The organism is Gluconacetobacter azotocaptans (genome assembly GCF_014174355.1).
In the GTDB taxonomy this organism is placed as follows: Bacteria; Pseudomonadota; Alphaproteobacteria; order Acetobacterales; family Acetobacteraceae; genus Gluconacetobacter; species Gluconacetobacter azotocaptans.
Genome location: NZ_JABEQF010000001.1, coordinates 33816 through 56196 on the forward strand (window position 1 = coordinate 33816; position 22381 = coordinate 56196).

The window sequence follows — 22381 nt, forward strand, 5'->3', positions numbered from 1 at the left end:
GATGAAGACCAGTTCGTATCGGGATACGCGCCGACCGCGGCATCCAGACATCCCATCATCGGATCGAACGGGCAACGCGAGAGCGCCGGGATGGACGCTGCGCGACCGGATCGAGGGTTACTTCGTCGCTCTTATCGTGACGCTCTACCTGAAGCTGACCTGACGGTCCCGCGCATTCCGCGACAGACGACGCGGCCGCTGGGGCCGCCAGAGGGAATATTCATGAACGGAACAACGAAGGCGCTGCTGCGGGCGGCCGGCGTGGTGGTGCTGGGGGCCGCGGCTTGGGGCGGCGACCGCCTCGTGCTCGGAGACGGCGTACGGGTCGAGACCAACGACGCCTATGTGTCGGCCTATTCCTCGGTCGTCGCCCCCAAGGTCGGCGGCCGGATTGACGCCGTGATGGCGCAGGACAACGAGCAGGTCCGTAAGGGCGAGGTGCTGGCCCATATCGAGGATGACGACTTCCGCGCGGCCCTTACGGTGGCGCAGGGCGATCTCGCCGCCACGCGCGCCGACATCGCCAATCTGCAGGCAGAATTTACCCGGCAGGACGCGCTGATCGCGGCGGCGCGGGCGGCGGTGCAGTCGGACGACGCCCAGCTCGTCTTCGCGCAGCAGGACGAGGCGCGCTACCGCAACCTGGCGGCCGGGGGCGCCGGCACCACGGAGCAACGCCAGCGCACGGCGGCGCAGACCCGCGAGGCCACGGCCGCGAAAGCGCGTGACGAGGCGAGCGTGCAGGCAGCGACCCAGGAAAAGGACGTGCTCGCCGCCCAGATCGCGCGTGCCAGAGGCAACCTGACCCGCGCCGAAGGCGAGGAACAACGGGCGGAACTGGATTTGTCCTATTGCACCATCCCGGCCCCGGTGGACGGCGTGGTCGGTGCGCGCGGGGTGCGCGTCGGCAATTACGTCAATCCCGGCAGCGCGCTGCTGGCGGTCACCCCGGTCCAGGATGCGTTTGTCGTCGCCCATTTCCAGGAGACGCAACTCACGCACGTTCTGCCGGGGCAGAAAGCGACGGTGTGGGTCGATACGTTCCCAGGTCAGCCGCTCCGTGCCCATGTCGACAGCATCCCGCCGGCGACCGGCGTCGCGTTCGCGCCGATCCAGCCGGATAATGCGACCGGCAATTTCACCAAGGTCGTGCAGCGTCTGCCGGTGCGCATCACCTTCGACCCGGGGCAGCCTCTGGCGGCGCGGGTCCGGGTGGGGATGTCGGTCGAGGTGGCGGTGGATACGGCATCGCGCCCGGAAGGTCCGAAGGCGGACGACCCCCGCTATGCGTGGCGGTGAGGGACCGATCATGACCACAGTTCTCAACCGCCGCACGCTCGCTCTTGCGAGCGCGCTTTGGCTCGGCGCCTGCACGGTCGGGCCCGACTATCACAAGCCTGATCTCGCCAGTGCGCCGCACTGGCATCGCGGTATGGCGGATGCCGAAAGCCATCCCGAGGAAAGCCCGGCCGACCCGCAATGGTGGACGATCTATCGGGATTCGGTGCTGATCGCGCTGGAACAACAGGTCGCCGCCGCCAATCTGGATCTGCGCGCGAGCGCCTATCGTCTGGCGGAGAGTCTGGCCGAGCGGCGGATCGCGAGCGCCGCGCAGTTTCCCCATGTCGAGGGAAATGTCTCCTACGCCCGTGAACGCGCCAGCACGAACGGTATCCTCGGCCTGCTCGGCACAATGGAGCGCGCCGGTGCGGGCGATGTCGCCAGCGGGGCACAGGGCTTCGGCCCCGTCGCCGTGCCGGGCACGGTTGGCAATCCGTCCTTCAACCTGCCGCAATACGGCATGAGCGCGTCATGGGAGGTCGATCTCTGGGGTCATGTCCGGCGCCAGGTCGAGGCCGCCAACGCGGCGGTCAGGGCGACGCAGGACATGCAGCAGGATGTCCTGGTCTCGCTGATGGCCGAGACCGCGCAGGATTATCTCGATCTGCGCGGCGTGCAGGCGCAGATCGCCATCGTCGGCCGCAATATCGACACCGCCCAGCACAGTGTCGACCTGACGAGCCTCCGCTTTGCGCAAGGGGCCGCGACGCAGCTCGATGTGGCGGATTCGCGCGGGCAGCTCAGCGAGTTCCAGTCGCGCCTGCCGATCCTGCGCAGCCAGGAAGTGCATCTGATCAATGCGCTGAGCTTTTTGGTCGCGCGCGAGCCGGGCGCGCTCCGGGCGCAGCTCGGCACGCCAGCACCGATACCGCCGGTTCCCGACGCGGTGCCCGTCGGCCTGCCGTCGGAACTGGCGGAACGTCGGCCGGACATTCGGATGGCTGAAGAGCAGTTGCATGTCGCCACCGCCAGCATCGGCGTGGCAGTGGCGGATTTCTTTCCGCGCGTGACGCTGTCCGGCAGCCTCGACGTGCAGGCGTTGCAATTCAGCGGGCTCGGGTCCTGGGCGTCGCGACAATACGGCTTCGGCCCGACCATGACGCTGCCTCTGTTCGAGGGCGGTCGCCTCACCGGGCAATTGCGCCTGCGCCGGGCGCAGCAAAAGGAGGCGGCGATCAACCTCCAGCGCACCATCCTCAAGGCATGGCAGGAGATCGACGACGCCATGGCCGATTTCTCCGCCGCCCAGCAGCAGCGCGACCGGCTGAAGGACACCGTGGCCCAGAACGAAACGGCCGTACGTCTGGCCCAACAGCAATATGTGCAGGGGGCATCGGACTTCCTGAACGTGCTGACATTGCAGAATGCGCTTCTGGCCAGCCAGAACCAGCTCGTCCAGTCGACGACGGCGGTTTCGGTCTCGGTGGCCCGGCTTTACCGCGCGCTCGGCGGTGGCTGGGAGGCGTGTTACCCGGTCGCGACGGCCCAGCGGCCCGGGCAGGGAGGGCGGCAGGGATGATCAAGGTGCGGCAGCCTTCCGAGCTGGGTCATCTGGTCCAGCAGAGTATTAAACTCGACTGTCATTTCGCGTTCCGGGCCTATGCCGGGACCGCCTCTCTCCATTGGGGACGGCTGCGCGTGCTCAACCGGATCGAATTGGAGGCCGACGCCGCCTTCAGGCTGGACCATGAAAGCGCGGTCGAAATCGTGACACTGGTTCTGGACGGCATGGTTGTGGCGCTGGTGGATGGTCTTGGCGACAGCCTGCTGAATCCGGGCGATTGTCATGTCGTCAGCGCCGGTGATGGCGTGGCCCTGGCGACGTGGAAGACCGGGGGCGCACCGGCGTCGCTCCTGCAACTCTGGCTGCTGCCCGAGGAGGAAGGGGGAACGCCGGAAATCGGCCTGCGCCGCGAGGGGGACCGCTTCGGGCATCAGCATGCCTTGCTGGCCAGCGGCTTTCCCACCGACGATCCGGAAGAAGTGGATCAGGGGCGGTCGGGTGACCCGCTGCCGCTGAAGGCCCGGGCGCGCGTGCTTCGCCTCGCGCTGCCTGCCGGCGGACAGGCTGTCATACCCACCTATGCGGATCGCTGCGTCTATGTTCTCGTCGCCGCCGGCCACGTAGAAATCCTAGGGCACGACGCCGGCGCGGGGTGTGGCATCGCGATCACGGGATGCGAGACGGTCGTTGCGCATGCGCTCGAGCCATCCACCCTGGTCGTCTGCGATTCGGACTGAAGCAGACGAGCCTGGGCGTGTCGGGGGCCGGGAAAACCTAAGCGTCTATGGAATTGTCGGACATCCCTGGCAGTCCCCGGAGGCGATACGCCCAGTTTCGATCGCTGGTACGGGTGTCGGAATGGGAATGCGCCCGGAGCTGGTCTATCTTCGTTCCGGCGATAGCGTGGGACTTGGGATCGACCGGCTGGGGCGGCAGAGGCAATGTGTCGCTTAATCGGGGGCCGCGCCGCCTGCGGATCCGGATGAACGGAAGGAACGAACGGCATGAACGCGATTTTGGATACGATGCTCGCGCGGCGGGCGACGAAGCGCTTCGATGCGGGGCACCAGATGTCAGACGAAACGCTGGCCGCCATCCTGCACGCGGCCCGGACGGCGCCCACCGCGTTCAATATCCAGAATTGGCGGTTCCTAGTGGTGCGCGATCCTGTCGTTCGCACAGCGATCAAGGAAGTTGCATGGCATCAGCCGCAGATCGAAGAATGCTCGGCACTGGTCGTCCTGTGCGCGGATATGCATGCCTACGCGAAGGACCCCGGCCGTTACTGGAATGACGCGCCGGAGGCCATGCGCGAGAAATACATTTCCATGATCACTCAGTATTATGAAAACAACCCGGCCATGCAACGTGACGAGGCGTTTCGCTCCGCCGGTATGGCGGCCTTTGCCCTGATGATGGCAGCCGCGGCGCACGGCTATGACACCTGCCCGATGGACGGGTTCGATTTCGAGCAGGTGGCGGAGATCATCCGCCTGCCAAAGGACCATGCGCTGGTCATGTTCGTCGCGGTTGGAAAGGGAGCGGGCGAACTGCCTCCGCACGGTGGACGGATCCCGGATGCCGATGTCATCGCCTATGACCGGTTTTGATCGAGGGACCGCTCCGTAGACCCTGGCGACCGGTTCTCTCGTAACGATCGTGACCCTGCCCCCAACGTGCCCTCAGTTCTGAGTTAGGGTCTGTGGGGGGTGATCTGCTCCATCGACTTGGCGCGTTATAACCATGGCTCACGGCCCACATCAATACACAAGCGAATGAATCGGCGACCGGGCCGACTTTTCAAATGGCTGCGCAGCGTGTAGCCTGGAAAGGTAGGGAAGTCGGTGAAAGTCCGACGCGGTCGCGCCACTGTAATTGCCGCCACGCCATGCGTGGTGGAAAGCCAGACCCCTGCCTCCTTTTGTCCCAATCCGGAACGCGATTTTCCGAGCGGAGCATGTCATGAGCTACGGTTTTTCCTCGCCCGTCCCCGCATCTGCGGCAATGCCCGACGCCATCCCCTTGCGCGCCCTTCTGCCCTGGGCGGTCTTCGGCCTGGTCCTGTCCATGGTGCTGCTGTATTTTGTAGGCGCCGAGCAGGGCGCCACCGCGCTGGTTTCGGGTCATGCGGTGCATGAATTCGTCCATGACGGGCGGCATCTCCTGGGTTTTCCCTGCCACTGACTCAGGGATATCCATCATGGCGGGACGTCTTCTGGCGCGCGGAATGATTGCCGGCTTGCTTGCCGCGTGTCTTGCGTTCCTGTTTGCCCGTGTGTTCGGCGAGCCGCAGGTCAATTTATCCATTGCCTTCGAAACGGCCCGGGATGCGGCCGCAGGCATGGCGGCCGAACCTGAGATCGTCAGTCGTAGCGTGCAGGCATCGTTCGGCCTGTTTACGGCGGCGGCCCTGTATGGTGCGGCTTATGGGGGCATTTTCGCCATCGTCTTTGCGCTGGCCTACGGGCGGGTGGGGCGGATCTCACCACGTGCGCTGGCGTTGTTGCTGGCGGGGGCGGGATTTCTGACCTTCGTGCTGATCCCCGATCTGAAATATCCGCCCAATCCCCCGGCGGTCGGGCAGGAAGGCACGATCGGACTGCGTACAGCAACGTATTTCGAGATGATCGTGCTGTCGCTGTGCGTGATGGGGCTGTCCATCCTGGTGGGACGACGCCTGACGCAGCGTTTCGGACAATGGAACGGCACGCTGTGCGGGGTCGGGCTGTTCGTGGTCCTGACGGCGCTGGTGCAGGGCGGGCTGCCCGATATCAACGAAGTGCCGGCTGATTTTCCCGCGATTGTGCTCTGGCGGTTCCGCGAGGCGGCCATCGGGATGCAGATCGTCCTGTGGGGGGCGCTGGGATTGATTTTCGGGCCGCTGGCGGCCGCTGTCCTGACACCGAGCGTAGCCGGGCGGCACCGCGCCGGCTGATGGCCGGGAGTATCGGGGATTCAGCCCAGCGGCACGCCGATGGCCGAGACCCGCCAGCCTGTATGGCGGGACATTTCGCTGCGGGTTGAAGGCGGCACGTCCAGATGCCGGATCATGTCCGTGCCGCTGCCGAGCGCCCGGATCAGCAGCATCCTGATCACTGCCGGGCGTGCGATGACGATAAGGGTTCCTGTGCCGTCGGGCAGATGATCAAGCCAATCGCCGATGCGTTCGAATGCCGCGCGACCGCTTTCGCCGCCGGGCGGTGCGAAGTCCGGGTCATCTACCCAGCGGCGTACATCATCTGGGGAAAGGTCGCGCAGGTTGCGCCCATGCCATTGTCCGTGGCCGCGTTCGCGTAGCGCTGGCTCGGTCACGATCGGGCGCTCGCGACAGGATTGCGCTGACGTCAGAGCGACGTCCGGTCCGGCGACAATCGGATGGTGATCGCCGGTTGCATTGAGCCATGCGGCGACGGACTCATCGTGACCGTCCGTGCTGTCGCGTGCGGGGATGATGCCGCGCCGGACGTCATCCGACAGGCCGGATGCGATTCCGAACAGCTTCATCCTGCCGCCTCGGCGTCTTCGCGCCTGTCGCCACGGATCCGTCGCTCCAGGCAGGTTGGACACAGGCAGCCGGTGCGACCATCTGTCGGAACCGGCAAGCTGCGAGGCGTCGTCATGCACCAGCATGTGGCCGCGGCCAGGCATGTCATGGCGGTTCCGCAGGCCATGCAGCGCGTTGTCCCCTCGCCGTGACCGGTCATGGGCTTCTTCCGCGCCAGGCGTGCAGCGCATGATCAAGGCGGACCCATGCCTGTTCGTCTCCCGGCAGGCCAAGGCGCAGGGCGTCCGGTTGCGCGCTGAATCGACGGGTGGCGATCCCGTGGCGGCAGAGATGGGCCCACAGCTCCGGTGCGTCGTCTGTCCGGAGCAGGGTGAACAGGCGTGCGTGACCTTCATGGCGCAGGCCTGCAGCCTCCAGAAGTCCGGTCAGGCGGTCCTTCGCGCGGGACGCGGCCAGACGGGCCCGGTCCAGCCAGCGTGCATCCCGCAGAGCCTGGCGGCCGGCGGCCAGGGCAAGGCTGCCGACGGGCCAGGCGCCGATCAGGTTGCGCGTCCGTTCCGCCGTTTCCGGGGAGGCCAGGAGAAATCCCAGCCTGACCCCAGGCAGTCCATAGGTCTTGCCGAACGAGCGCAGGACGATCAGGCCCGGATGTGGCAAGGCCGGTATCAGGCTTTCACCGTCGAAATCGGCAAAAGCCTCGTCCACGACCAGATGGTTTCCGTGTGATGCGCACCGGTCGGCAAGGTCCCTCAGTATCGCTGCCGAGAGAATGCGCCCATCCGGATTGTTGGGATTGCACACGATACAGACGGTGCCGGGTTCTGCCGATTGCCGTACGAGATCGTCAGGATCGACGACGTTCCGCACCGCCATTCCTGATTGCTGCCATGCGGTTGCGTGCCCGGAATAGGTCGGGCCCAATATGCACGCGGACGATGCGGTGACGATACGCGGCAGCAGGGAAATCAGGCTCTGGCTGCCGGGCCCGGTCGCGACCATGTCCGGATCGGCGGCACCATAGGCTGCGGCAGCCGCCTCGCGCAGGTCGTCCTCCTCATCCGTTTCCGGCAGCCGGGCCAAGGTCTGGAGCGAAGGCATCGCCAGCGGATAGGTCTGCGGGTTGATGCCAGTGGACAAATCGATGAACGGGCGGGGGGCATCGGGGAAATGGCGCATGATCGCCCGCACCTGTCCGCCGTGTGCTTCCGGCCGATCCGGTTCTCGCCTTGTCATCATCCGCCCTCCGTGACGCTGCCTGCATGCCGCCGCAACAGATAGATGTCCATGATCCAGCCATGGCGGGCGCGGGCCTCGGCCCGGGCGGCGATAATGCGCGGTCCGGTCTGCGCGAGCGGGCCGGAGAGCAGAATCTGCTCGGCCATGCCGACATAGGCGCCCCAGTGGATGGTGATGGCGTCGGCGCGGATGTGCTGGAACGAACAGTCGCCATCCAGCATGACCACGACGGTATCGGTTCCTGGCGGCCAGCCATGGTCGCGCAACTGGCGCCCGGTGGTGACCAGAAACGGGGCGCCGATATCGTTGAGCGCGATGGCGTGGGCGGCGGCCAGCATGTTCAGCGACATGATGCCGGGAATGCTGCGCACCGTCTTGGGGGGCGGGTTCAGCCGGGCGGCAATCCGCTGGGTGCTGTCATACAGGGCGGGATCGCCCCAGACGAGCAGCGTGACCGTGCCACCTCGGGGCAGGTTGGCATGGATGGCTTCGTTCCACGCATGGGCGATCGCATCGTGCCAGTGCGCGACGCCTCTGCGGTAGTCGGGGTCGGCGGTGTTGCGGCGCGGCACGTCGAATTCGGCGATGCGGATGGCCGGGTTGGTCAGGACCCGCACGCAGATGGCGCGGCGCAGTTCGGCAAGGTCGGCCTTGTCGTCGCCCTTGCGCGGTATGAGGATCAGGTCGGCAGCATTGAGTTCCCGAACGGCCTGGAGGGTCAGATGTTCGGGATTTCCCGTGCCGATGCCGACAAGGACCAGATCGATCATGGGCGTCCTCCCTCAGGCTGGTTGCCCAGCGCGCCATAGAGGATGAGGGCGGGCGCGCTGCTGGCATGAGTGGCCAGCATCCCGGCCAGTTCGGCGACCGTGGTGCGCAGAAGACGCTGTGCGGGACGACTGACGGCCTCGGCCAGCAGAGCGGGGGTTTCGCCCGGCAATCCGGCGGCGAACAGAAGGGCCGCCAGCTTCGGGAAGGTGCGCCTGCCCATGAACACGACGGTCGTGGCGGTGGGATCGGCCAGCGCCGTCACGTTCAGTTCTTCGGGCAGATCGCCCGTGATGTCATGACCGGTCACGAACTGGACACGCCGGGCGGTCAGGCGGCGGGTGAGGGGGATGCCGGCGGCGGCGGCTGCCGCACAAGCCGAGGGCACGCCGGGGATGATCTCATAGCCGATGCCGGCCGCGTCCAGGGCGATGAGTTCCTCCTCCAGTCGGCCGAAAATGCCGCTGTCGCCGGATTTCAGGCGGACGACCCGCGCCCCTGTCATCGCATATTCGACCAGCAGCCGGCTGATGCTGTCCTGCCGGGGCGACGGCCGGCCGGCGCGCTTGCCGACGCTGACCAGGTCGGCGTCGGGCCGGGCATGGGCGAGGATCGGCCCGGAGGACAAATCGTCGAACAGGATGGCATCGGCTGCCTGTAGCCGCGCCACGGCCTTCAGCGTCAGCAGTTCCGGATCGCCCGGCCCGGAGGAGACGAAGGAGACGAAGCCGCTCATGTCGCGGGCGCGATCAGGTGGAAGAAGGTGCCGGTGGCCAGCCCGCGCCGCGACCCGGCTTCGGGCACGGCAGCGCCATTGGCGTCGATTGTCTGTGCCAGCGTGTCGTCCGGCTGGCTGGCGATGGTGGCATAGTGGAATTCGTGCCCGCGCAGCCGGGTGCCCGCCTCATGGCCGGGGATCGGTGCGCGGAGCGTCGCCAGCCGGTAGCCCAGATGCATCCGCCGTCTGGCAAAGGAGGTTTCAAGGCCCAGCAGGCCGGCCATTGCGTGCCGTGTCCCCTGCGGATCGATCAGTCCGGCACCCATTGCCATGTATCCGCCGCATTCACCATGCACCGGCTTGCGCACGGCGAACTGCCGCAACCCGTCGCGGAAACGGGTGGCGGCGGCCAGCGTGCCGGCATGGAGTTCGGGATAGCCGCCGGGCAGCCAGCAGGCATCGGCGCCCGGGTCCGGTGCCTCGTCCGCGAGGGGGGAGAAAGGCACGATTTCCGCCCCTGCCGCGCGCCATCCTTCGATCAGATGCGGATAGACGAACGAAAACGCAGCATCGCGGGCCAGGGCCACGCGATTGCCGGGCGGCACCACCGCGCGTGGCCGGCCCTGGCCGCCGAAGCTGCCGCCCGCGAGAGACAGGATCGGATCCAGATCCACCTGAGCGGCGATGAAGGCGCCGAGTTCGCCCAGCAGCGTGGCAAGATGAGGCTGCTCTTCGGCCTGAACCAGGCCGAGATGCCGTTCAGGCAAAGCGATTGCCTCGCGGCGCGGCAGGGCACCCAGAACGCGAATGCCTGCGGCCGCCATGCCGGCGCGGATCAATGCCTCGTGGCGCGGGCTGGCGACCCGGTTGAGGATCACCCCCGCCAGCCTGACGGTGGGGGACAGCGTCGCAAAACCATGGGCGATGGCGGCGGCGGACTGGGCCTGGCCGGAAACGTCCAGCACCAGCACGACCGGCCAGCCGGTCAACGCCGCCAGATCGGCGCTGGCGCCATTGCCCGCCTCGCCCGCCGATGCCACGCCATCGAACAGGCCCATCGAGCCTTCGGCGATGATCAGATCGGCGTCCCCCCGGGCGCCGACCAGCCCCGCGATCCGCTCCGACGACATGGCCCACGTGTCGAGATTGACCGATTCTCGCCCCGATGCGGCGCTGTGGAAGGCCGGGTCGATATAGTCCGGCCCGTTCTTGAAGGGCTGTACCGTCAGGCCGCGTGCCCGCAGGGCGGCCAGCAGGCCCAGCGTGACCATGGTCTTGCCCGCGCCCGAGGCCGGGGCGGAGATGATGAGGCCGGGGCAGGTCATTCCGCCTCCGGGAAGCGGGGGGTGGTGCCGACGGGGCGGAAACGGCGGTCATAATCGCCGGCATAGAGGCGGCTTTCGCCGAAGTCCGTAGCCCCGATCGCAGGACCGACCAGGATCAGCGCCGTGCGTTCCAGTTCGGTGGCCAGCGCGGCTTCCAGCGTCTCCAGCGTGGCATGGACGATGCGCTCGTCCGGCCAGCTTGCGCGCCACACGATGGCGACGGGGCAGTCGGCACCATAATGCGGGGTCAGTTCGGTAAGGACGCGGTCCAGCACATGGATCGACAGATGGATCGCCAGCGTCGCACCTGTCGCGGCGAAGGCGGCGAGGGTCTCGCCCGGCGGCATGGAGGTGGCCCGGCCGGAGGTGCGTGTCAGCACGACCGACTGGGCAATTCCCGGCAGGGTGAGCTCCGCGCCCAGCGCGGCGGCGGCGGCGGCGAAGGACGGCACGCCGGGCGTGACGTCGTAGGGAATGTCCAGCGCGCGCAGGCGGCGCAGTTGCTCCCCCATGGCGGACCATACAGACAGATCGCCGGAATGCAGCCGGGCGACGTCATGGCCTGCTGCGTGGGCGGAGACGATTTCGGCAATGATCGTGTCGAGCGAAAGGGGCGCGGTGTTGACGATGCGCGCGCCGGGCGGGCAGTGGTCGAGCAGCGCCGCCGGCACCAGTGATCCGGCATAGAGGCAGACGGGGCTGGCGGCGATCAGGTCCCGCCCGCGCAGGGTGATGAGGTCCGGCGCGCCTGGTCCGGCGCCGATGAAGTGAACCGTCATTCGTCGTTCCCCTCCGCAATCGCGGCCACGGCCATCCCGTCGGCGGAGACCGCGCGGGGGGCGAGCAGGTACGCCCCCGCTCCGGCGGCGGCCAGTGCGACCGCTTCGGCAACGCTGCCGGTTCCGAAACGGGCCATGACGCGGTCCGAACGGGTTGGCGTGCCGACATGCGCCAGCGTTTCGGCGGCCAGCGCGCGGATGGGCAGGCCCAGTTCCTCCGCCAGTGCCAGCAGGGCGGGCGAGGCGGCCTTTTGCGCGACCGTGGCCAGGGCGTCGATGCCTGTGGCGCCACCCGCCGCCGCCAGGGCATCGCGCAGCGATGTGAGGCTGGCGGCCTGCCGGAAGCCGAAGCCTGCGACTTTCATCGTGTCACGCTCCACTGCACGACGGGACGCGCCGGGCGCCATCCGCGCATCGACCCCAGGGGTGCCGCGCTCGCCAGTTCGATACGCAGCAATTCGCCCCCCTTCTGGACATGCCATACGGTCAGCAGCGATTCGGTTTCCAGCGTGACGCCGTTTGCGACGATCCGCGTTCCGGGCGGCAGCACGGTCCACAAATGATCCAGCAGGGCCGCACGGGCACCGCCGCCGATGAAAACGGCATCCGGATCGGGCAGGCCGGCCAGCGCGGCCGGGGCTTCGCCTTCTATGACCCGGAGGAGGTGATCCAGACCCAGGGCCTGTGCGTTGGCGCGGATGGTTGCGGCGCGGTCGGTGCGGGTTTCGACCGCGATGGCCCGGCCGCCGGCCAGGCACCATTCCGCCGAAATCGATCCCGATCCGGCGCCGAGATCCCACAGGATTTCACCGGGGCGCGGTGCGAGGGCCGAGAGCGTGAGGGCGCGGATCGGGCGCTTGGTGATCTGCCCGTCATGGATGAACGTGCCGTCGGGCAGGCCCGACGCCCGGCCCAGCCCCGGCGGCCCCGACATGGCGATGGCAACGGCAACAGGTGCCGCGACGTCCGTGAAGGTGAAATCCGCCGCGAGGACAGTGCGGATGCGCTCGCGCGGGCCGCCCAAAGCCTCCATGACGTGGAGCGTGGAGGCGCCGAACCCCTGCGTGACCAGCCACTGCGCCAGATCTCCGGCAGCCGCTCCATCGCGCAGCAGACAGATCGCCCGCCCATTGGCGTGCAGCGCGGGTCTCAGCCGTTCGAACGGCGCCGCGTGCAGCCCCAGGCAGGAGACCTGTTCAAGGCGCCAGCCCAGCCGGCTTGCCGCCAGGGAAAAGGTCGATGGTGCAGGGTGGGCGACCCACTCGCCAGGATCTAGGCGGGCGGCAAGGCTGGCGCCTGCGCCGAACCAGAACGGATCGCCCGATGCCAGCACCACCACCTTGCGTCCGCGCTCGGCCAGCACCGGGTCGACCGAGAAGGGTACCGGCCATGCGCGGCCCCTGTCGTCCGCCTTCACCAGCGCCAGATGGCGGGGGCCGCCGAAAATCACGTCGGCGCGGGTCAGTTCGGCATGGCATGCCGCGGACAAACCTGCCATGCCGTCTTCACCGATGCCGATGATCGCAAGCCAGGGGTCAACCATGCCGCGCGTCCTCTTGCTGGGGGGCACGACCGAAGCCAGCCAGATGGCCCATGTTCTGGCCGAAGCGGGGACGGACGCCATCTTTTCCTATGCCGGCCGGACCGCGTCGCCGGCCCGGCAGCCCCTGCCGGTTCGGGTCGGCGGGTTTGGCGGGGTGGAGGGGCTGGCGGCCTATCTGCGCGAGGCGGCGATCAGCCACGTGATCGACGCCACCCATCCCTTTGCCGCCCGGATGAGCCGGAACGCGGTGGAGGCCTGTGCCGCCGCCGGCATTCCGCTGCTGGCGTTCGAGCGCGCGCCGTGGGTGGCGGCGGAGGGCGACGACTGGCGTGCGGTTGCCGATGTGGCGGGCGCGGTCGCCGCGCTGCCCGATGCGCGGGCACGGGTGTTCCTGGCGATCGGCCGGCAGTCGATCGATGCCTTCGCGGCCTGCCCGCAGCATGATTACCTGCTGCGTCTGGTCGATCCGCCCGGCGCCGCCCTGCCGCTGCCCCACGCGGCCGTGGTCGTCGCGCGCGGGCCGTTCACGCCGGAGGAGGATCTTGCCCTGATGCAGGCGCATGGCATCACCCATGTCGTGGCGAAGAATGCCGGTGGCGTGGGGGCGCGGGCGAAGCTGGATGCCGCGCGCGCGCTGGGCCTGCCGGTGATTCTGATCGACCGGCCCCACATGCCGCCGCGCCCTGTCGCACGCGCCGCCGACGCGGTGATGGCATGGCTTGGAGGTGGTTCGGACGGTCATCCCGCGCGCCTCGGCGTGTAGACATGCCGCCCGACCCGTCGCGTCGCGGCGCTGCCGACCAGCACCACTGTCCGCATGTCGGCCATCTCGGCACGCGCCTCGGCCAGCGTCACCACGCTGATCCGTTCCTCGGGCGTCGTCACGGCGCGGGCGAAGATGATCAGCCGGTGCGGTCCGCATTCCGCGCGCAGGATCTCCAGCGCGCGGGCCAGTTGATGCGGGCGGCTGGCCGAGCGCGGATTGTAGAAAGCCATGGCGAAATCCGCCTGAGCGGCAAGGCGCAGGCGCCGCTCGATCGTTTCCCAGGGCTTGAGGTTGTCCGACAGGTTGATCGCGCAGAAATCATGGCCTAGCGGTGCGCCGGCCCGCGCGGCGGCGGCCAGCATGGCGGTGATGCCGGGCAGGACGCGGATATCGATATCGGCCAGCCGCGGGGAATGCTCCACCGCCTCGAACACCGCCGAGGCCATGGCGAACACGCCGGGATCGCCCGATGAGACGACGACGACCCTGCGCCCGGCCGCCGCCAGTTCCAGCGCGTGGGTGGCCCGCGCCAGTTCCACGCGATTGTCCGTGGCATGCAGCGTCAGCCCCTCCCGCGCGGGGACGCGCGCCACATAGGGGATGTAGCCGACCACGTCGGTCGCGTCGGCAAGGGCTGCCGCCACCTCGGGCGTGATCAGCGCCTCGTCACCGGGGCCGAGGCCGGCGACGACCAGCATGCCGGTCATGCTTCGTCCCCATGGCCGGATTCGGGACGACGGCCCTGCCCATGCACCAGCACGATCGCGAAATAAGGGCAGTCGTTGTAGCCGGCTTCGGCAAGGCGGACCACCCGCTGGCCGGGCATGGTGCCGCGCTCGACCAGCCACGCTTCCTCCAGCCGGCCGGTGGCGGCCAGGGCCCGGCGCACCTTGGGCAGATTCCTGCCGGTCTTCATCACCACCAGCGCGTCGGCGGCCTGCATATGCCGCGCCAGGTCGGCCTCCTGCATCGTGCCGGTCAGCACGGTGAGCACGTCGTCGCCCCAGGTGATCGGGATGCCGGTGGCGTTCCAGCAGCCCGTCATGCCGGTGATGCCGGGGACGATTTCCATCTCGACGCGACCCTGAAGGCGCGCATGCAGATGCATGAAGGAGCCGTAGAAGAACGGATCGCCCTCGCACAGCACCACCACATCCTGCGTGCGGGCCAGATCGGCCAGACGGTTCGCCCAGTCCTCGTAAAAGCCGGCGAGCGCGTCGCGATAGGCGGGGCTGTTCACCGGCAGTTCGGTGGTCACGGGATATTCCATCGGATATTCGATGACGCCGGGTGCCAGCATCCCCTCGACGATCCGCCGCGCCTGTCCGGCGCGCCCGGCCTTGCGGAAATAGGCCACATGGCGGGCGGTGCGGATCAGCCGGTCGGCGCGCACGCTGATCAGATCCGGGTCGCCGGGTCCGAGGCCGGTGCAGATGATCTTGCCGGGCATGATTCTATTCGGTCCGGCTGGCCAGCGCGTTGACCGCCGCGACCGTCATCGCCGAGCCGCCCAGCCGCCCCCTGACGGTCAGTGCGGGGGCCGGGGGCGTCCCCATCAGCGCGTCCTTCGATTCCGCGGCGCCGACAAAGCCGACCGGGCAGCCGATGATCGCCGCCGGCCGGGGGCAGGCGGCGTCTTCCAGCATGTTGAGCAGGTGGAACAGGGCGGTGGGCGCGTTGCCGATGGCCACCACCGCACCGGACAGATAGGGGCGCCAGAGTTCGAGCGCCGTGGCCGAACGGGTATTGCCGGTCTCGCGGGCCAGATCGGCCACGCCGGGGTCGTTCAGCGTGCAGATCACATCATTGCCGGCGGGCAGCCGTGCGCGGGTAATGCCTTCACTGACCATGCGCGCGTCGCACAGGATCGGTGCCCCTGCCTCCAGCGCCGCGCGCGCCGCGATCGCCATGCCGGGTGAGAAGGCGATATGCCGTTCAAGACCGACCATGCCGGCCGCATGGATCATCCGTACGGCGACGATCTCCTCTTCCGGGGTGAAACGGGCCAGATCGGCTTCCGCCCGGATGATGGCGAAGGACCGGCGGTAGATGGCCGCGCCATCGGTTTCATACAGGTGAGGCATCAGGATTTTCCCATCAGCGTTCCGGGTGTGGCCAGCAACTGTTCGACCGTGAGGGGATGGTGGATGGCAGAGGCGGCGGCGTTGCCGTCCCGGACAAGGCCAAAGCCATGGGCTTGTGCGACGAGGGTCAGCGAGGTCGGCCCGGGGTGCGCGCACCCTTTCGCGCAACCTGACACATGCAGCACCTTGCCCGCAGGGACATGCGGGGCGAAGGCCCGCGCCAGCGCCCGCGTGGGTTGCAGGGCCTGGGTGCAGCCGGGCTTGCCGGGGCAGGCGATGACCCGCAGCAGGGGATCGTCCGGGCGCGTGATGACATCGTCGATGTCCGGTGCGCCCGTCCGCCCTTCGAGCAGCAGCATGCGCCACGGCGTGACGCGCAGGGGGGCAATGTCGGCGAGGGCGGACAGGGTGCGTGCCCGCATCTGCCCGAAGGCGAGGCCGATCATGAACCCGGCGGCCGATTGGCGGGGGGGCGGGGCCGGCGTGCCGGTCGTCGGCGCGGCCTGGATTGCGGTAAAGGCGGCGGGCAGCGTCGCACCGCCGGCCAGATGCGCCGCCATGCGCCCCCGACCGCCGCCGGCGATGAACCAGCGGGCGAGGCTCAGCGCGGTGTGGACTGCGGTGTCCGGCGTGATCCGTGCGCCGCCGGCAGCGCCATCGGCCCGGCAGAGCAAGGCCCCCGTGGCGTCGCGTTCGATCCGGATATCGGCGGATACCTCCCGCAGGACGGGGTTCGCGCCGGTATCGACGGCAAAGCCGAATTTGCCGGGCAGGTCGATCGTCCGGTCGTCCAGCAGGGCGCTGCCCAGTCGTTCGGCCAGTTCCGCCGTGCCGTCGCCGTCCTGCCAGAACGGGGTCACGACGATATTGCGCCTGGCCTCATCTTCGGGCGTCGGGTCGATGAGGCCCAGCGTCGCGAGGCCCGCGACAAGCGGGGCATGGGTCGGGTCGGTGATGCCGCGAATCTGGATGTTGGCCCGTGCGGACAGGTCGATCAGCCCGTTGCCGTATTGCCCGGCCAGATGCGCGATGCCGGCGGCCTGCGCCTGGGTCAGCCGTCCGGCGGTAGGACGGATACGGACCAGCAGCCCGTCGCCGGATGGCATCGGACGCAGGGCGCCGGGGCACCAGCCCTTGACCAGCGGCGCGATCATGGCGCGTCCCGCAGGTTGGCGGCGATGGTGTTGCGGCGGGTGATCCACAGGCCGGCGGCGTCGAGCGCACGGAAACGATCACGCAGGGTGGCGAGGGCCGCCGGGTTCTCGCGCGCCATGAACGTTACCAGATCGTCGCGGCCCAGCGTGGCGTCGTAATAGATGTCGAACAGATGGGCCGGCACATCGTGGGTCAGGTGCGCGAAGGCGGCGAGATTATCGAGCGTGGCGGCGATTTCCGCGGCGCCGCGAAAGCCGTGGCGCATCATGCCGCTGGCCCAGTTGCGGTTGCCGGCGCGGGCGCGGACCACGCGGGCGATTTCCTCGCGCAGGATGCGGGCGCGGGGGGCCTCGGGGCGCGTGGCGTCGAGGTGATAGAGCGTGGGCGCCACGCCGCCGATGCGGGCGATGGCCGCAGCGGGGCCGGCCTCGTGCGCCGCGTAATCGGGCGACAGCAGCAGGTCGGTTTCGGGAAGGTCCTGCACATGCGCGATGCTGTCGGTCGTGCGAAGCCGGGTTTCCAGCGCGTCGCGATCGCGCCGTATGTCGCCGCCCGCGCCGATCGTCCATTCCGAGGCGCTGAGCCAGGCCTCGCCGGCGGCGTCCCGGCCCTCGTGGCTGTACTCTTCCAACGTCGCGCCCATGCCGATCCCGTAATGGCCGGGTCGGGGGCCGAAGACCCGTGGGCCGCGGACGCTATAGGGGTTTTCTTCCGGCGGTTCATCCCGTTCGGCCAGGGCGGCGGCGGCGGCTTCGAACATCTGCGCCATGCCGGGAAAGACATCGCGGAACAGGCCCGACACCCGCAGCGTCACGTCGATGCGCGGGCGGCCCAGCAGGGCCGGCGGCAGGATTTCGAAGCCGCATACGCGTTCCGATCCCGCATCCCATTGCGGCGCCAGCCCGGCCAGATGCAGGGCCATGGCGAATTCCTCGCCGGCGGTGCGCATGGTGGCCGACCCCCACAGATCAACGATCAGGCCGCGCGGCCAGTCGCCGTGATCCTGCAGATGGCGGCGCAGCAATTCTTCGGCCAGGCGGACACCTTGTCCATGCGCGACCCGGCTGGGCACGGCGCGCGGATCGACCGCGTAGAGATTGCGGCCGGTCGGCAGCACGTCGGCCCGGCCGCGCAGGGGGGATCCCGCCGGGCCGGGCGGGACGTAGCGGCCGGACAGCGCCGTCAGCAGGCCTTCACGCTCGCCCGCGCCCTGGCCGTAGACATGCAGGCCGTCGCCGAACTGGCTTTCCTTGATGTCGCAGACGAAGCGGTCGATCCGCACGATGGCCTCGGCCGCGCCGGCACCCTGCGGGATGCCCAGATCCTGTTCGACGCCGGCGGCCCGGGCCTCGGCGCGGATCGCTTCGATCAGTCGGTCGCGGCGGGCCGGGTCGAGGCCCTCGGCGGTGGAATATTCGTCGAGCAGCCGCTCCAGCCGCAGCATCCCGTCCGGCACCGTGCTGTCGCGCTGCGGCGGCGGCAGATGGCCCAGCGTGACCGCGCCGATGCGGCGCTTGGCCTGCGCGGCCTCGCCCGGATCGTTGACGATGAACGGATAGATGACCGGCAGGCCGCCCAGCAGCGCGGCGGGCCAGCAGGTGGCGGACAGGGCCACCGCCTTGCCGGGCAGCCATTCCAGCGTGCCGTGCGCGCCGACATGTACCAGCGCATGAAGCTGTTGCGCTCTCAGCCACAGATAGAAGGCGACATAGGCGTGGCGTGGGGTGCGGGACAGGTCATGATAATCGCCATCGCGCAGGTGCGCCTCGCCGCGCTCCGGCTGCAAGGCGACCAGAATTGCCCCCCGGTGGATGGCGGGAAAATGGAATTCTCCGTCGCGTACCGATGGATCGGCCGCCGGATCGCCCCATGCCTCTTGCAGCGCCTGTCGCAATTCGGGGGCCAGCCGGGCGAGGGCCGTGCGATAGGCGTCCAGTGGCCAGCTTTGCCGGCAGGTCAGCAGCGCGGTAGCAAGGGACTGGTCGTCCGCTGACACGGTGTGGCCCAGGTCGGCCAGGATGGCGTCCGTCGAGGCCAGGGCGTCCAGCCCCACGGCGTGCGCCATCTGGTCGGGACGGCCGGGATAGGTCGACAGGACGATCGCCAGTTTTCGCTGGGGTGGCGGCGTGGCGCCCAGACTGTGCCATGCCGCCGCGCGGTCCGCCACGGCCGCAATGCGATCGGCGTGAGGCCGATGCATCAGCCGTGAAAACTGCAATTGGGGGTCGCGCTCCTCCGCCGATTTGAAGCTGACGACGCCCGCGAATACCCGCCCGTCCACTTCGGGCAGGACGACATGCATGGCGAGGTCGGCGGGCGACAGGCCCCTTTCCGCCATCGCCCAGTCGCTACGTCGCGCCGTGGAAAGGGCGACCTGAAACACGGGACAGGAGGTGGCATCGAGCGGTGAAGTGCCGTCCTCCCCCCGCGCGGAAAAGGCGGTGGCATTGATCACGACGGCCGCGTCGCTGTCGCGCAGGGCCTGTCGAACCCAGCGCGCCGCATCCGGGGCCTTGAGCGAGGGAGCGAACAGCCCCACGGCCCGGAAGCCGCGTTCGCGCATGGCGCGGATCAGGGCATCGATCGGGCCGGTGTCCGCCGCCGTCAGATAAGCGCGGTAGAAGGTGACGACGGCCAGCGGCGCACTGCCCTGCGGTGCCGGACCGCCTGTGCCGGTGTCCGGATCGTACCAGCCGCATTCGGGAATGGTCTTCAACCCGATGACCGGCGCCGCATCCAGGCCGGACGCCAGGGCCAATTGTGCCAGCGCCGCCCGCGCCGCCACCGCGCCACCGCTGTCGCACAGGGCCGCCAGGCGTTGCAGCGTGGAGTCTGGCACGGTGGAGAGGGCGCCGAGGCGTGGGTCCTCGCGCCCGTCGGCAGGCAGCACGGCCAGCGCGATGCCCTTCCGGCGCGCCAGATGCTCCACCTGCGTGAGACCATACGGCCAGTAGCCGACCCCGCCGATCAGCCGGATCAGGATGCCCCTGGCCTGGGCGAGCGTGGCCTCGACATAGGTGTCGATCGACAGCGGATGCCGCAATGCCGCCAGATTGGCCAGCCGCAGGCTGGGCAGCGTGCCCCCGGCTGCGTGCCATCCGGCCGCGAAAGCGCCGAGGTCGCTGTCGGAGAAGGACAGCACCACCAGGTCGGCCGGGCTCTGGCCGAGATCGACGGGCGTCTCGGTCTCTTCCAGGCCGTGGCTTTCGCGGAAGACCACGTGCATGGCGGTTTATCCCTGCCGCCCGGCCCGGCCCGCCAGCACGGCATGGATCGCCCGGGCATCGACATGGTCGTGCTCGGCAATGACCACCAGCCGGGTCTGGCGCGGCTGCGTGCCCCACGGGCGATCATACTGGATGCGCACCCGCTCGCCCACGGCCTGCAGCAACATGCGCATCGGCTTGCCGGTGATGGCGACATAGCCCTTCACGCGCAGGATCTGCTGTTCGCGGGCAAGGGTGCGGACCGCCTCGGCCAGTGTTTCCGGATCGGCGATTTCGGGCAGGTTGATGACGACGCTGTCGAAATCCTCATGCTCATGGTCGTCGTGGCCATCGTGATGCGAGGGGCGGGCGGCGAGGTCGTTTTCCGCCGCCGCACCCAGCCCGAGGATGATCTGCGGATCGATCACGCCGTCGCGCATCGGCAGGATCGGCAGGGGGCGGGGCGCGATCCCGGTGACCGCCGCCCGCGCACGCTCGAGGCACGCCTCGTCCACCAGGTCGGCCTTGGACAGCAGCACGATGTCGGCGCAGGAGAGCTGGTCCTCGAACACTTCGGCCAGCGGCGTGTCATGATCCAGGCTGTCATCCGCCAGGCGCTGCGCGTCGACGGCTGCCGGATCGGGGGCGAAGCGGCCCTCGGCCACCGCTTCGGCGTCGGCCAGGGTGATGACGCCGTCCACCGTGATGCGCGAACGGATGCTCGGCCAGTCAAAGGCCTTGAGCAGCGGTTTGGGCAGCGCCAGGCCGGAGGTTTCGATGAGGATGTGGTCGGGCCGCTGTGGCAGGGCCATCAGCCGTTCGACGGTGGGAATGAAATCGTCGGCCACGGTGCAGCAGATGCAGCCATTGGCCAGTTCGAGGATGTTCTCCGCCGGGCAGTTCGCGTCGGCGCAGGATTTGAGGATGTCGCCGTCCACGCCCAGCGTGCCGAATTCATTGACCAGCACCGCCAGACGTCGCCCCTGCGGGTTGGTCATCAGGTGACGGATGAGCGTCGTCTTGCCGGTGCCGAGGAAACCGGTGATGATTGTGACGGGAATTTTCGCAAGGTCGGTACCGACGGTCATTTCAGCGCTCCTGCGGGGGGATGCGGGCAAGGCTCTGCTTGCGGAAAATCTGCGGGCGCTCGCGCCAGGGCACCAGGCCGTCGGGGGTGGCGGCATAGGTGGCGGCACCGGCCAGGATCTCGGCCGTGTCGCTTTCACCGAGGCGGCCATAGACGTAGCTCCAGCAGCCGGGCGCGCTCAGTGCCACCGCGCAGCCGTTGCCGCAGGCGGACAGGCATTCCACCGGTGCTATGGTGAGGCCTTCGGGCACGGATGCTGTTGCCAGCGCGGCGTATAGGCGGGCGCCCGGCACGGGCTGCCCCTCCATGGCCGGTTCACCCGCGCGGCAGGTCGTACAGACGAAGAGTGTCGCGTTCATGTCCCAGCCCTGTTCCGCAACTGGGGTGCCCGCGGCCAAACCCCCTGCCGCGACCGGGCAACGGGGAGCGTCCAGCCGGTTGCAGCACACCCCGGCTGCCCGTTGTATCGTCTGCTGGCAGGTCTCCCGGCTCGCGGATTCAGGGTTTCCCCAGTGATCGCCCACCTTCCCGACGATGCGTCAGTGGCATTGGGCGATCTTTCCGGTAACGGTCGCGGGGGCGGCTGTGCCTGGGTCGGCCTTTGCGGGCAGGCCCTGTCACATTCCCTCTTAGCCTCTCCACAGATACGTCTATAGAGCGGAACCAACAGACCGGCTGTTGCGGCAATGCGCCCCTTATGTCAAGCGATGGAGCCCATCATGACCCTTGCGACCGATCAGGACGGGAACAGCCTGGACGATACTGCCCGTCATGCCGAGAAAATGGCCAGGAAAAAGGCCGCGCGCGACAGGATCATGGCCTCCAAGCAGGGGGACAAGGGGCTGGTGATCGTCCATACCGGGGCGGGGAAGGGGAAATCCTCGTCCGGTTTCGGGATGATCCTGCGCTGCATCGCCCATGGCATGTCCTGCGCGGTGGTCCAGTTCATCAAAGGGGCGTGGGACACCGGAGAACGCCGCCTGATCGAGGCCAATTTTGCCGATCTGTGCCAGTTCCACGCGATGGGCGAGGGCTTTACCTGGGAAACCCAGGACAAGGCGCGCGACATCGCCGCCGCGCGCAAGGGGTGGGAAAAGGCCAAGGAACTGATCCGCGATCCCGAGATCCGCATGGTGCTGCTGGACGAGATCAATATCGCGCTGCGCTACGATTATCTCGATCTCGACGAGGTGCTGGCCTTCCTGCGCGCGGAAAAACCGCCGCTGACCCATGTCGTGCTGACCGGGCGCAACGCGAAGCCGGAACTGATCGAATACGCGGATCTGGTGACGGAGATGACGCTGGTGAAACATCCCTTCCGCGCGGGGATCAAGGCGCAGGCCGGGGTCGAATTCTAGGGGCGG

24 protein-coding genes and 2 riboswitches are annotated in these 22381 nt (G+C 68.6%); of the genes, 9 read left to right on the forward strand and 15 right to left on the reverse strand.

What is annotated here, in order from left to right:
• The first annotated feature begins 1 nt into the window (after position 1).
• From HLH34_RS00210 to HLH34_RS00240, 7 genes are all read left to right on the forward strand, one after another.
• Positions 2 to 163 carry a hypothetical protein gene (locus HLH34_RS00210; protein WP_183117592.1) on the forward strand — a complete coding sequence of 54 codons (162 nt, stop codon included), beginning with the start codon at positions 2 to 4 and terminating at the stop codon, positions 161 to 163.
• A gap of 59 nt (positions 164 to 222) precedes the next feature.
• Positions 223 to 1299 (forward strand): HlyD family secretion protein, encoded by a 1077-nt coding sequence (locus tag HLH34_RS00215; RefSeq protein ID WP_183117593.1) that lies wholly within the window; start codon positions 223 to 225, stop codon positions 1297 to 1299.
• Between the two features lie 10 nt (positions 1300 to 1309).
• On the forward strand, positions 1310 to 2860 hold the full coding sequence (locus HLH34_RS00220; protein ID WP_183117928.1) for an efflux transporter outer membrane subunit: 1551 nt from the start codon (positions 1310 to 1312) through the stop codon (positions 2858 to 2860).
• Positions 2857 to 3582, forward strand: a complete 726-nt coding sequence (locus HLH34_RS00225; RefSeq protein ID WP_183117594.1) for a pirin family protein — start codon at positions 2857 to 2859, stop codon at positions 3580 to 3582. Before HLH34_RS00220 ends, HLH34_RS00225 begins: the two co-directional genes overlap by 4 nt.
• Positions 3583 to 3849: 267 nt before the next feature.
• Entirely contained in the window at positions 3850 to 4455 is a 606-nt protein-coding gene (locus tag HLH34_RS00230) for a nitroreductase family protein (protein WP_183117595.1), read from the forward strand.
• Between the two features lie 181 nt (positions 4456 to 4636).
• Positions 4637 to 4778: riboswitch (cobalamin riboswitch) on the forward strand.
• Positions 4779 to 4807: 29 nt separating this feature from the next.
• Positions 4808 to 5029 (forward strand): CbtB domain-containing protein, encoded by a 222-nt coding sequence (locus HLH34_RS00235; protein ID WP_183117596.1) that lies wholly within the window; start codon positions 4808 to 4810, stop codon positions 5027 to 5029.
• Between the two features lie 16 nt (positions 5030 to 5045).
• Positions 5046 to 5780, forward strand: coding sequence for a CbtA family protein (locus HLH34_RS00240; RefSeq protein ID WP_183117597.1), 735 nt, complete (start codon positions 5046 to 5048; stop codon positions 5778 to 5780).
• A gap of 20 nt (positions 5781 to 5800) precedes the next feature.
• Here HLH34_RS00240 and HLH34_RS00245 read toward each other — a convergent pair whose 3' ends face one another.
• The 8 genes from HLH34_RS00245 to cbiE form a co-directional block, all read right to left on the reverse strand.
• The gene (locus HLH34_RS00245; protein WP_204736494.1) at positions 5801 to 6475 is read right to left on the reverse strand and encodes a histidine phosphatase family protein; all 675 of its coding nucleotides are present in this window, start codon (positions 6473 to 6475) and stop codon (positions 5801 to 5803) included.
• Positions 6476 to 6545: 70 nt separating this feature from the next.
• Complete coding sequence (gene cobD, locus HLH34_RS00250; RefSeq protein ID WP_306417739.1) at positions 6546 to 7586, reverse strand: threonine-phosphate decarboxylase CobD; 1041 nt, start codon at positions 7584 to 7586, stop codon at positions 6546 to 6548.
• Positions 7583 to 8356 carry a precorrin-6A synthase (deacetylating) gene (cobF, locus tag HLH34_RS00255; protein ID WP_183117599.1) on the reverse strand — a complete coding sequence of 258 codons (774 nt, stop codon included), beginning with the start codon at positions 8354 to 8356 and terminating at the stop codon, positions 7583 to 7585. Before cobF ends, cobD begins: the two co-directional genes overlap by 4 nt.
• Positions 8353 to 9090, reverse strand: a complete 738-nt coding sequence (cobA, locus tag HLH34_RS00260; protein WP_183117600.1) for a uroporphyrinogen-III C-methyltransferase — start codon at positions 9088 to 9090, stop codon at positions 8353 to 8355. The genes cobF and cobA overlap by 4 nt, the downstream gene beginning before the upstream one ends.
• The gene (locus HLH34_RS00265) at positions 9087 to 10397 is read right to left on the reverse strand and encodes a cobyrinate a,c-diamide synthase (protein WP_183117601.1); all 1311 of its coding nucleotides are present in this window, start codon (positions 10395 to 10397) and stop codon (positions 9087 to 9089) included. Before HLH34_RS00265 ends, cobA begins: the two co-directional genes overlap by 4 nt.
• Positions 10394 to 11176 carry a precorrin-4 C(11)-methyltransferase gene (gene cobM, locus HLH34_RS00270; protein WP_183117602.1) on the reverse strand — a complete coding sequence of 261 codons (783 nt, stop codon included), beginning with the start codon at positions 11174 to 11176 and terminating at the stop codon, positions 10394 to 10396. The genes HLH34_RS00265 and cobM overlap by 4 nt, the downstream gene beginning before the upstream one ends.
• On the reverse strand, positions 11173 to 11541 hold the full coding sequence (locus HLH34_RS00275) for a cobalamin biosynthesis protein (RefSeq protein WP_183117603.1): 369 nt from the start codon (positions 11539 to 11541) through the stop codon (positions 11173 to 11175). Before HLH34_RS00275 ends, cobM begins: the two co-directional genes overlap by 4 nt.
• On the reverse strand, positions 11538 to 12719 hold the full coding sequence (cbiE, locus tag HLH34_RS00280; protein WP_183117604.1) for a precorrin-6y C5,15-methyltransferase (decarboxylating) subunit CbiE: 1182 nt from the start codon (positions 12717 to 12719) through the stop codon (positions 11538 to 11540). Before cbiE ends, HLH34_RS00275 begins: the two co-directional genes overlap by 4 nt.
• Here cbiE and HLH34_RS00285 point away from each other — a divergent pair.
• Positions 12718 to 13482: a cobalt-precorrin-6A reductase gene (locus HLH34_RS00285; protein WP_183117605.1), complete on the forward strand. Its 765-nt coding sequence runs from the start codon at positions 12718 to 12720 to the stop codon at positions 13480 to 13482. The two genes, cbiE and HLH34_RS00285, sit on opposite strands and share 2 nt — an antisense overlap.
• Here HLH34_RS00285 and cobJ read toward each other — a convergent pair.
• Genes cobJ through HLH34_RS00320 form a run of 7 tightly spaced genes read right to left on the reverse strand, consistent with a single transcriptional unit; the run spans position 13458 to position 21376 of the window.
• A complete protein-coding gene (cobJ, locus tag HLH34_RS00290) occupies positions 13458 to 14192 on the reverse strand; it encodes a precorrin-3B C(17)-methyltransferase (protein WP_183117606.1) in 735 nt (244 codons plus the stop codon). The two genes, HLH34_RS00285 and cobJ, sit on opposite strands and share 25 nt — an antisense overlap.
• Positions 14189 to 14935, reverse strand: coding sequence for a precorrin-2 C(20)-methyltransferase (locus HLH34_RS00295; RefSeq protein WP_183117607.1), 747 nt, complete (start codon positions 14933 to 14935; stop codon positions 14189 to 14191). Before HLH34_RS00295 ends, cobJ begins: the two co-directional genes overlap by 4 nt.
• 4 nt (positions 14936 to 14939) lie before the next feature.
• Entirely contained in the window at positions 14940 to 15569 is a 630-nt protein-coding gene (locus HLH34_RS00300; RefSeq protein ID WP_183117608.1) for a precorrin-8X methylmutase, read from the reverse strand.
• Positions 15569 to 16723, reverse strand: coding sequence for a precorrin-3B synthase (gene cobG, locus HLH34_RS00305; protein WP_244959526.1), 1155 nt, complete (start codon positions 16721 to 16723; stop codon positions 15569 to 15571). Before cobG ends, HLH34_RS00300 begins: the two co-directional genes overlap by 1 nt.
• Entirely contained in the window at positions 16720 to 19950 is a 3231-nt protein-coding gene (gene cobN, locus HLH34_RS00310; protein ID WP_183117609.1) for a cobaltochelatase subunit CobN, read from the reverse strand. Before cobN ends, cobG begins: the two co-directional genes overlap by 4 nt.
• 6 nt (positions 19951 to 19956) lie before the next feature.
• Positions 19957 to 21018, reverse strand: coding sequence for a cobalamin biosynthesis protein CobW (cobW, locus tag HLH34_RS00315; RefSeq protein ID WP_183117610.1), 1062 nt, complete (start codon positions 21016 to 21018; stop codon positions 19957 to 19959).
• A 1-nt stretch (position 21019) separates the two neighbouring features.
• Positions 21020 to 21376: a DUF1636 family protein gene (locus HLH34_RS00320; RefSeq protein WP_183117611.1), complete on the reverse strand. Its 357-nt coding sequence runs from the start codon at positions 21374 to 21376 to the stop codon at positions 21020 to 21022.
• Between the two features lie 99 nt (positions 21377 to 21475).
• A riboswitch (cobalamin riboswitch) is annotated at positions 21476 to 21700 on the reverse strand.
• Positions 21701 to 21736: 36 nt separating this feature from the next.
• Here HLH34_RS00320 and cobO point away from each other — a divergent pair.
• Positions 21737 to 22375, forward strand: a complete 639-nt coding sequence (gene cobO, locus HLH34_RS00325; RefSeq protein ID WP_183117612.1) for a cob(I)yrinic acid a,c-diamide adenosyltransferase — start codon at positions 21737 to 21739, stop codon at positions 22373 to 22375.
• Positions 22376 to 22381: the final 6 nt, after the last annotated feature.